Origin of the sequence: Algoriphagus aquimarinus (assembly GCF_007997215.1) — a bacterium.
Lineage (GTDB): Bacteria > Bacteroidota > Bacteroidia > Cytophagales > Cyclobacteriaceae > Algoriphagus > Algoriphagus aquimarinus_A.
Genome location: NZ_VORW01000025.1, coordinates 44,932 through 57,128, shown reverse-complemented (window position 1 = coordinate 57,128; position 12,197 = coordinate 44,932). Strand labels below are relative to the sequence as shown.

2 protein-coding genes are annotated in these 12,197 nt (G+C 39.9%); both read left to right on the top strand.

What is annotated here, in order from left to right; translation table 11 throughout:
- The first annotated feature begins 22 nt into the window (after positions 1-22).
- Positions 23-10,120, top strand: coding sequence for an HYR domain-containing protein (locus ESV85_RS20320; protein WP_223276068.1), 10,098 nt, complete (start codon positions 23-25; stop codon positions 10,118-10,120).
- 208 nt (positions 10,121-10,328) lie between these two features.
- Positions 10,329-12,170 carry a M1 family metallopeptidase gene (locus ESV85_RS20315; RefSeq protein WP_146920888.1) on the top strand — a complete coding sequence of 614 codons (1,842 nt, stop codon included), beginning with the start codon at positions 10,329-10,331 and terminating at the stop codon, positions 12,168-12,170.
- The last annotated feature ends 27 nt before the right edge of the window (positions 12,171-12,197 follow it).

Below are 12,197 nucleotides of genomic sequence, written 5' to 3'. Positions count from 1 at the left end.
CGCCACAGCAGGCTCACCAGCTTTGATTGCCAACAACCATATTCATTCGAAGGCGGGTAGCTATTCGGTGTACTTTGCCGCCAACCAGTACCAGAGTTTTTACCATAACAACATCAATACGACAGGCGGAGCTCAGGGGCTTTATTACAGTGGTTCGGGAGCAGCAGGCAATAAAATCAAGAACAACATCTTCAAGTCGAACACGGGTTATGCGGTGAACGTGGCCAACTCGACTGGTTTGGATGAGATGGATTACAATGACTTTTTTACCTCAGGTGTTTATCTGGGAAGATGGTTAACCAGCAACGTTTCAGATTTAACAGCTTGGAAAACCGCATCTAATAAAGACACAAATTCTTTAAATGTAGACCCGCAGTATGTTTCTGCTACCGATTTATTAGCCCAAAGCCCAAGTTTAACAGAAGCTGGAGTTGATCTTACGCAGGTTGTGTCTGTAGATATCGATGGCAATCCTAGAACAGCTCCAGTAAGTATTGGGGCAAATGAATTTGCGATAGCAGGGGAACCTTTGATAGGGGATTATACACTTGATCCTGCTGGAAGTGGGGCACGAAACTTCACTTCTTTTGCAGCTGCTTCAGAAGCTTTGACGCTAAATGGAATTGCAGGAGCGGTCCGTTTTTTAATCGCTGATGGTACTTACACTGGACAAGTTAATTTGGGATCGGTTTCAGGTACCTCCGATACTTTTACCATCACTTTTGAATCAGCAAATGAAAATCCAGACCTAGTATTAATCAGCCATACGGTGGACTATACCTTGAAACTTGATAATGGTGAACATTATATTTTTAGGAATCTGACTTTTGAAACTTCTGGAATAGCTCAGGTTATTCAAGTAAGAAATAGGGCAACAGATTTACTTTTTGAAGGATTAAAAATACAAAGCCCAGTTTCTACAGGAACCAGTACTTCAAAGAAGGCGCTTGATATTGCTCCTTCATTTGGTCAAAATATCCGGGTTTTAAATAACACGATAACGGGGGGAGTTTACGGTATTTATATCACCTCGAATGGTAGTAATAACCGAATGTCAGGAACACTAGTAAGCGGGAATACACTAAACGAAATAGGTTTTAGAGGCATTTATCTCAACAATCAGTTAAACCCAGAAATTACTGGAAATACGCTTAATACCAGCTCTACCGAGGATCAGATTTCAATTTATGCTGAAAATGTTTCGGAAGGATTATTGGTAAAAAATAACCGAGTTGTTAGCGGAAAAGGTAATGCCCTCAGGTTGGTAAATATTGCTGGTTCGGCTTCTATTTCAAATTTGGTTTATAATAATTTCTTCTACTCCGAGGGCCCAAATCGAGCAGTTTACTTGTCCACGTCAAGCTATCTTCAGTTCTATCATAATTCCATCTGGAATCAATCAGCAGGTGCAGCACTTGAATATGTCTCTGGAGGAAATAACAATAAATTCATCAACAATATTTTCCAATCTGGAACAGGTTACGCCTTGAAGTTGTCTACGATATCAGCTATTGAGGAAAGTAATTTTAATAACCTTTTTACTGCAGGAAGTAATCTGGGAATATGGGGAAATACCATAGTTTCTAATCTTGCTACTTGGAGAAGTACTTCTTCTAAAGATTTGAATTCAGTTACTGTTAATTCAGACTTTTTCTCTAGTTCTAATTTGATTCCTCAGAATGAGGCGTTGGCAGCTAATGGATTTGATCTGACTGCGATTGTTTCAGAAGATATTGAAAGTAATCCTCGGACCCTTCCAGTAAGTGTGGGAGCAGTGGAGTTTACTGCAGTTAATGGATTGGATATTTCGGTAAATGAGATAATTGATCCTTCATCTGATTGCACTTTGACAGCAGAAGAGGCTGTTTCTATCCGAATAGAGAATGTGGGGACTACTTTTGCCGAAAACTTAGTAGTAGCTTTTTCAATCAACGGAACTGAGATAGTCCAAGAGACTTTGCCGGTTGGAATAGTACTTTCTCCTGGTGAAATATATGCTTATACTTTCACTCAAAAAGCTGACTTAAGTTCAAAAGGAGATTATCAGATAGCCGCTTATCTGGTAGGTACAGATGAAAATTCGATTAATGACCGAGCTGAAAAGAATATTACGCATTACCCGGATATTGTAGCTTCGGTTACTCCGGATCAAACAATATGTAAGAATGTTACAACTACTCTAGTTGCAACTGGAGGAACATCCTATCGCTGGAGTAATGGAGCTACCTCCTCATCAATCATAGTAAGCCCAACAGAATCTACCGACTATTCGGTGATTGTCACCAATGGAAATGGTTGTTCGGTGGAATTATTTATTACAGTAGAAGTTGCTGATATACCAACTTTAGCATTTGTTGGGGATGAGGGATATGAGAGTGATTTTGTATCTCCAACAGTTGGAACTAACGAAACGGACTTTGTCTTCCGAGTAATGTATTCAGAGGTAAATGGATCTCTTCCTGATTCGGGTTATCCAAAAGTGGTGATGACCTCTGCTTTGGAAACGCTTGAATTTTCAATGCTAGAAGAAGATGCAGCGGATACCGATATCACAGACGGGAAGGTTTATACCGTAACCGTTTCTGGATTAACGAATGATGCGGATTGGAACACCCAAATTCGAGCTTCTAATGAAGGGGGTTGTTTTGCTTCTCCTCTGTTTAGTAACCGTCCATTAGTGACAACTGATTTCTTGGACATCGCAATTTTTGCAAATGATATTTTGTTCAGTGATGATGAGCCAGCTATAGGTGAGACTTTCACGATTACTGCCAAAATCACAAATACCTCTGATTACCTAGCTGAGAATTTCGATATCTATATTTTTGATGATCAAACATTGATCAAAACTGATCAGATTAGTTCAGTGGGAGCTCAGTCTTTCACAAACTATTCTTTTGATTATGCCTTTACAGGTTCTGGATTTCATGAAGTCAAAGTGGTGCTTGACTCTGCACAAAACTTACTGGAGAAAAACGAGCTAAATAACTTCGCAATTCGCTTCTATGCGCTTCCTGAAGGGATTTCAGTCTCTGCTAATACAAATAAATCGACTTATGTAGTAGGGGAGAATGTGACAATTACTGGCTTAGCTTCATTTATTGGTTTGGATCCAGCGGTTACACCAAAAGTTAAGAATGCAGTGGTTAGATGGGTAGTGAGCGACGGAAGAATCCGAACTACTTATACTTCCTCTCAGGGAACTTTCAATACCACTTTCTCAGGATTCCCTGTTACTGGAAATTATACTGTCAGCGGAGAAGTGGATGATGGCCGTTTTGTTAAGTCATTTGGACCTTTGGCTGTCTCAGTAGTTGAAGACCCGAATATTACTTTGAAGCCAGATCTTGTCAGTGACATTTCGGTAAATTTTGGTCCAAGAAATTATTTTCTGGCTGGAGAAACGGTCACTGGTACGGCAAAAGTGATTAATGAAGGAGATGCCATCGCGGAGAATTTTGTGGTAAGGTATAGTTCCTGTGACGGGCTTCTTGGGGAATTTGTGGTGACATCCTTGAATCCTGGTGAATTCATAGAATATCCATTTACCACGATTCTGACCACCATCAATGCCTGCTCAGGTCCTAATTGTTTTGTACAAATGATAGTGGATCCTTTCAATCAAGTCTCAGAAAAAATTGAATACAATAATACAACTACCCAAAGTTTCAGGAACTATAGCTCGACTCCAGAATTAAGCCCTGTCATTTATGGAAATACAACTTTCAACTTGGAGGACTCCTATGCGTTCAGCATTCGGGTAAATAATAACGGGGGAATTTCTACACCAAGTACGGTTAATGCGAACGTGTATTTGGATGGGGTTTTATTTGACTCTAGAGCGGTTCCAGTCATCAATCGATGTGGAGCTGCAAACTTTTCACTATCCAATCTTTTCACCACTACGGAAGATCATGTGATAGTAGTCAAAGTTGATGAGCCAATTGGATCTGGTGAAATAGTAGAAGGGGATGAGACAAATAATGTTTACACAAAAACCATAACCTACCTTCCCAAAAAGCCGGATTTAAGAACAAGCAATTATTTGCTTTCTGTCAGCCCAAAACTTCCGCTTCCGGGGCAAAGCTTTACGATTACAGCAAAATTCTCCAACAATGGATATACTGATGTGCTAGATTCATTCGAGAATAAATTTACGATTGTCGAAAATGGAATTGAGCGAACAGAAACTTCGATCTATTCGGGAGGAATGGCAAAAGGTAAGATTGATTCTGTTCAACTAGTTTCTTCAATAGCTGCCTATGGAAATCATAACTTGAGTTTTAAGACTGATAATCTGAACGAAATAGAAGAGGTGTCCGAATCTAATAATTTGGCCACCGTCCCTCTCTGCGTTGATTTGAGTCCTTCAATTATAAGTGTGTCTGGAGTTTGGAGAGGTGGTTTCCAAGTTTATACTGTTCAAAACCTGTATGCCTACATCCAAAACACCGGTTTATTTATTCCAAATAATGTAAATGTCAGGTTCTATTTAGATAATGACCTGATAGGGGAAACCTTCATCAATGAAGTTCCTTCTTCATATACGGGGTATGGAAATTTGGTATCTATACCTCACATATTTACAGAAGCAGGTACTTTTACCTTAAAAGTTGTGGTGGATGAGACAGGGGATTTCACCGAATGTAATGAAACTGATAACTCTTACTCAAAGCAAATCACGATCAACACACCGGGCCCTGATTTAAGGGTGTTAGTTCCATATATATCACCTTCTAAAATTAATCCTGATTTAGGTGAGCAAATCAATGTGTTTGTATCATTTGATAATATCGGAATTGTTCCATCGGGTCCATTCAAAGTTCGTTTGAATGTGGATGGAGTTCAGCTTGGAGATGATGTGTTAGTTTCTGGAGTTGCTGCAGGAGAAGATGGAACAGTTGCAATCACTCAACCATACAGCAGTGCTATAGGGGGCTTAAAGAACCTAGAAGCAATCATTGATGTCGAGGAAGTCCTAGATGATGCAAACAGGTTAAACAATACTGCCATACGTTCAATTTTTGTTGGAGATGCTCCAAACCTTTACTTCGAAGGTATAGTGTTAAGCAGTGATTGTCCTGCAAATGGAGAGTTAATTACTGTGGACTTAACAGTAGGAAACGAGGGAGACATTGGCACAGAAGGCACACTTATTTTGTACCATAAAATTGGCGCTGAGCTTCAGGAAATAGGAAGACAACAGGTAAACGTTGGTCCTAAGAGCACTGAAATTGCAATATTTGAAGTCACCGTCCTGAGTAACACATTTGAATTATATGCGGAAATAAGTGATGCATATCCTTACGAATATAATCTGGATGACAATTCAATTACCAAAGGCTATTGTGAGAATTTACAATTCACGCTGACCTCCTCAGTAGTCGGATCAGGTTTGATTAGAAGAAGTCCAAATGAAAATAATTTTGACGCTGATTCACAGGTTGTTTTAACAGCTGTTCCTGCAGTGGGTTGGATTTTCAAGCAATGGTTGGGAGATGCGAGTGGCACTTCAGATGAGGTCACTCTCACCATGGATTCCAATAAAGATGTGATCGCTGAATTCGAGGAGATTTTCAGAATTGATGTCAACATTACTAATGAATCCTGTGTAGATGCGGCTAATGGAAAGCTTGAAGTAATAGTTTTCGCTGGCACTGGGCCTTATACCTTTGAGTTGTACAAGGAAGCTATCCTAATCAGCACTTCAAGTTTACCATTATTTGAAAATCTATCTGCTGGTATTTATGAGGTAAAAGTGATTGATTCCAACGCTAACATAGTTTCGGAATTTGCTGAAATAGTTGTGAGTGATTTAGAAGCTCCAACTATCAATGTTAAACAGAATATAACGGTCTATCTCAATGATTTAGGTTCAGGCACTTTAACTGTAGCTATGGTTGAAAATGGATCCGTTGATAATTGTGGAATAGCTGAGTATTACTTTGGAGATGGTGTTAGTACAATTGACTTCGATTGCTCTAATGTTGGATCAGAGAATTTAGTGAATTACAAAGTCGTGGATACCAATGGGAATGTGACGACAAAGGTTGTTTCAATAATTGTATTTGATCAAGTATTGCCAACCATCACGAATGTTCCTGCAGACATTGTAGTAGACAATGATGCTGGAACTTGCGATGCAGTGGTCACTTGGACTGCACCGGATGCAACTGACAATTGTGGAATTGATACGTTCACTTCAAACATTTTACCTGGAGCGACCTTCCCAGTTGGAGAAACTACGGTAACTTATACTGCTACAGATATTCATGGCAATGAGGAAACTGCCAGCTTCACTGTAACTGTTACAGACAATCAATTACCGGTGATCACCACGAATGGAAATCAGAATCTGGTTACCGAAGCAGGACTTTGTGAAGCAAGCTTTACGGCAACTGCCTCTGCAGCGGATAATTGTTCTGTAGGCGAACCAACCGGTGTAAGAAGTGACGAACTTGAATTGACCGATGCTTACCCTGTTGGAGAGACTACGATCACTTGGAATGTGTCAGATGTAAATGGGAATGCTGCGGATGCAGTCATTCAGACTATTACTGTTACAGACAATCAATTACCGGAGATCACCACGAATGGAAATAAGAATTTGGTTGCTGGAGTAGGTCTATGCGAAGCAAGCTTTACGGCAACTGCTTCGGCTTCGGATAATTGTTCTGTAGGCGAACCAACCGGTGTGAGAAGTGACGAACTTGAATTGACCGATGCTTACCCTGTTGGAGAGACTACGATCACTTGGAATGTGTCAGATGTAAATGGGAATGCTGCGGATGCAGTCATTCAGACTATTACTGTTACAGACAATCAATTACCAGTGATCACCACGAATGGAAATCAGAATCTGGTTACCGAAGCAGGACTTTGTGAAGCAAGCTTTACGGCAACTGCCTCTGCTACGGATAATTGCTCAGTTGGTGACCCAACAGGAGTTAGAAGTGATGAACTTGAATTGACCGATGCTTACCCTGTTGGAGAGACTACGATCACTTGGAATGTGTCTGATGTAAATGGGAATGCTGCGGATGCGGTAATTCAGACTATTACTGTTACAGACAATCAACTTCCAGTTATTACTTGTCCAGCCGATATCAGTACCACGGTTGGATTTGGGGAAACTGGAAAAGTGATCAACTATGATTTACCGATAGCGACGGATAACTGTGGTATCGCTAGTTTAGAATTGATCAGTGGGCAAGCTACTGGTACTTTCTTCCCACTTGGATCTACAATAGTAATATACCAAGCAACTGATGTTTCTGGAAAAATAAGAGAATGCAGTTTTACAGTTAATATCACTGAAAGTGATGATAACGAGGATCCAATTATAAGTGATTGTCCTAGTGGAATCACTGTGAAGATAGATCCAGAGAACTGTGGAGCATTGGTTAGTTGGACTGAACCAACAGCTACAGATAACAGCGGATCAGTGATTTTGACTAGCAATTTAGAGCCAGGAACAATATTCCCAGTTGGAGTCACCACAGTAATTTACACCGCTATTGATGGTGCAGGTAATGAGGCTACTTGTAGCTTTAATGTCACTGTTACTGATTCCGAGATCCCTGTAATCACCACGAATGGAGATCAGATCCTTGTTGCTGAAGCTGGACTTTGCGAAGCAAGGTTTACGGCAATTGTTTCTGCTGCTGATAATTGCTCTGTCGGTGAACCAACCGGTGTGAGAAGTGACGAACTTGAATTGACCGATGCTTACCCTGTTGGAGAGACTACGATTACTTGGAATGTGTCTGATGTAAATGGCAATGCTGCGAATACGGTAATTCAGACTATTACGGTCACAGACTCAGAGAAACCTATGATTACGAATGTGCCTGAAAACATTGTAGTAAATAATGCAGAAGGAGCCTGTGGTGCAGTTGTTAGCTGGATTGAACCAGATGCATCGGATAACTGTGGAATCGAAACCTTTGAATCTAATCTGGTTAATGGATCTGTCTTTGATGTTGGAACTACTACTGTTACCTATTTAGCGAAAGACATTCATGGCAATGAAGAAACTGTAAGCTTCACAGTGAAGGTGAATGATGCAGAATTGCCAACAGTAATTACGCGAAATAGAACTTTCAATATTAATGAAGGAGAGACTTTAACACTTACTGAACAAGATGTAAATGATGGATCATTTGACAATTGCGGTATTCTGTCCTTAATGTTGGATAAGTATACTTTCTCAAGTCTCGAGGATGGTGATAATATAGTGGTACTAACTGCAACAGATGTTAATGGAAATGATAATAGTGCGACAGCAATCGTAACAATAACTCTAAACGAAATTGATTTAGATGGTGATGGATTTACTATTAGTGAAGGAGATTGTGACGATTCAAATAAAACAGTTTATCCGGGAGCACCTGAAGTATGCGACGGCATTGACAATGATTGCGATGGTTTTGTGGACGATGAAGATTCGGATGCTGTTGGGCTGACATATTACTTGGATCAAGATGGAGATGGTTATGGAGATGCGTCTAATTCAATTGAGTCTTGTGCTGTACCTCCAGGATATGTGGCCAATGCTGATGATTGCGACGATTCTGATGAATTGAAAAATCCAGGAATAGCTGGAAGTTGTAACTCAGATCCATGTTCCGAAGTGCTTGAAATCATAAGTATTTCTGGACCATTGGATCCAAATGCAGTAAATACTGAAATCCGAGTTTCTGCAATAGTCAATGGAAGCATAGTGGAAGCATATTGGGATTGGGATGATGGGACCATCACTAGCATTACTGACTTCAATTCAGATTTTAGTGCTGACCATAGTTATGTTGATGCTGGTGTGTATCAAATTACATTATTTGTAAAAGATGAATGTGGTAGAGAAATAGATCGCTCTACCGATTTGGCAGTGATCTATGATCCAGAGGGAGGGTTTGTAACTGGTGGAGGAACTATCTGGTCACCTAAAGGTGCATACCTTCAGGATTTGAATGCAGAAGGTAGAGCCAACTTCGGCTTTGTAGCTAAATACAGAAAGGGCAGTAACAAGGTTGATGGCAATACAGAATTCCAGTTTAAAAATGGTGGCCTGAATTTTAATAGTTCGTCCTATGATGATATGTCACTGGTGATTGCAGGTTACAAAGCCTTGTATAAGGGGCATGGAACTATTAATGGACAGACAGGCTATTCATTTATGGTTTCTACTGTGGATGGCGGCAAAAAAGATGTGACTGAAGTAGATAAATTTAGAATTAAGATCTGGCAGAGTGCAACTTCTGAGATTATTTATGATAATCAATTTGGTGCTTCAGATAAGGATGATGCTACAACGGATCTGACAGGTGGAAGTATTGTTATTCATAACCCTCAAAAAGGAAAGAACAAGTCAATCAATAGCTCTGAATTAGTTGTAGTTAATTGGAATACCTCACAAAAAGTTCTTGAAAATAAACTAGCTGAGATCTTAATAGAGTTTCCTCAAAAAACTGTGCTTTGGGACATGGATCAATACGATCCAATCCTAGAAGGAGTCCAATTTGTAGAAGGTGTCTTGACAGATTTGGAGCTAGATGGATTACCTGAAAATGTTCAGGTTTCATTGCTTGTTTTGGAGAAACCTTCCCCGACTGATATACTTCTATCTAATGTTATTATCCCAATAGATGTTGCAGAAGGTGATATAATTGCAGTTTTGGAAACTGTTGACTCAGCTGATGATATCCATACCTATGAATTAGAATCTGATTCAAACTTCAAAATTGAAGAGAATCGATTGATATGGAAAGGAGTGGAGGATGAGTTGAATTCTACCACTATTCAAATTTCAAGCAGGGATATAGTTGGTAATGTCTTCACCAAAGAGTTCGAACTATTTAAAGAAACTCAAGAAAATTCAGTGTTGGTTTATCCTAATCCTGCCACCACAGAAACCAATGTTAAAATCGATATTTCCCAGCCATCGATTATCCATTTAAAGGTGTTTGATGCAACAGGAAGATTAGTCTTTGAAGAGTCTGGAGACTACGAAAAAGGATTTATTAAAACGATAGATCTGCGTACGCTGAGTAATGGATTATATCAAATCCAGGTGCAGATTAACTTCCAAACAATAACGAGGAAGCTGATTAAAAACAATTAAAAAGGGTGATTTTTTAATTAAAAGCGTTTGGGTATTACTCAAGCGCTTTTCTTTTTTAAATGTATAGTTCTGAGAAAAGGAATGGAAAAAGCAGTTGGAGTATACTTGAGGATTTAGAATAATTACGAGTTTATTTTCGGTCCGTTTTTTTACTGATGGTTTGGGCTCGCTTTTCAATTTGGCTTTATTTGTAAAAAAACAATCAACTATGCGTATTAACTTGGCTAAGCCTTTCTTCGGGCTTTTTCTTTTAATGGTAGCATGTAGCGGTGTCTTCGCCCAAACGGGACGATTCCAGCAAGCAGCCAACTATCAAATGGACGTCAATATGGACGTCAACACAAATCAATACAGTGGAACTCAGGTATTGATTTATACTAATAACTCTCCTGATACTTTAGACCGGGTATTTTATCATTTGTACTACAATGCTTTTCAGCCAGGTAGCATGATGGATGAAAGATCCAGAAGTATAGCTGATCCGGATCGCAGAGTAGGAGATCGAATCAGCAAATTGAAGCCAGATGAGATCGGTTATTTGAGAGTGAGTAACTTGACGATGAATGGCAAGCCATTGAAATTTAGTGAAGTAGGTACTATCCTTGAAGTTGAACTTGCGGAGCCAATTTTACCAAATTCGGATGCTAAATTCGAAATGTCTTTCACTGGTCAAGTACCTGTACAGATCAGAAGATCAGGAAGAGATAGCGGTGAAGGCGTGAGATATTCTATGTCTCAGTGGTATCCTAAAATGTCTGAGTACGATGAGCAGGGATGGCATGCCAATCCTTACATCGGTCGTGAATTCTATGGTATTTGGGGAGATTTTGATGTGAAAATCACTATCGATAAAACTTACGTACTGGGTGGAACTGGTTACTTACAAAACCCTAATGAAATCGGTCATGGTTATGAAGAAGCTGGAGCGAAGGTTACTCAACCTAAAGGAGACAAGCTGACTTGGCACTTCAAAGCTCCACATGTTCACGATTTCATGTGGGCAGCGGATCCTAAATACCGTCACGATAAATTCTTAATGGAAAGTGGTGTAACTGTTCATCATCTTTATATTCCTACTGATGACGTTACCGAGAACTGGGTGAAGCTTATGGAGTACACTCCAAAGGCGATTGAGTTTATGTCAGAACATTTTGGACAGTATCCATACAAGCAGTTCTCTGTCATCCAAGGTGGTGACGGCGGAATGGAATATCCTATGGCTACGCTAGTGACTGGTGGTCGTAATTTAAATGGATTGGTAAGTGTAATGGCTCACGAGTTAGCGCATAGCTGGTTTCAGGGTGTATTAGCTACCAATGAGGCACTTTACCCTTGGATGGACGAAGGGTTCACTAGCTATGCTTCAGCGCTAACGATGTCATCTATATACAAAGCTAGCGAGGCACCTTTGACAGGGTCATATTCAGGCTATTACAGATTGGTGAAATCTGGCAAAGAAGAGCCTATGAGTACCCATAGTGATCATTATGATACGAATGGAGCTTACAGTTCTGCTGCATATTCCAAAGGAGCAGTGTTTATGGCTCAGATGGGTTATATCATCGGTGAAGAAGCTAGAGATAAAGGAATTCTAAGCTACTGGAATACTTGGGGCTTCAAGCACCCGAATGTGAATGACTTCATCCGTATTATGGAAAAAGAGAGTGGTTTGGAGTTGGATTGGTACAAGGAGTATTTTGTATATACGACCAAGACTATTGACTATGCAGTGAAGAAAATGACACCACAAGGTGATCAGACAGACATTACTCTTGAGCGAATTGGCCTGATGCCAATGCCTATAGACCTGGTCATCACTTATAAAGATGGAACTTCTGAGATGGTGTATTTGCCTCTGGAAATCATGAGGGGTGATAAAGCTGCTGAAGCTGGCGCACCAACTCGCGTGATTTCTGAAGACTGGCCTTGGACAAATTTGACTAAGACTATCAGAATCAATAAAAAATCAGATATGATCAAATCCATTGAAATTGATCCTAGCAAGAGGCTAGCTGATATAGATCAGAACAATAATAAATTGGAGTTTTAAGTTTCTCTAATAGTAAATCAGCATAAA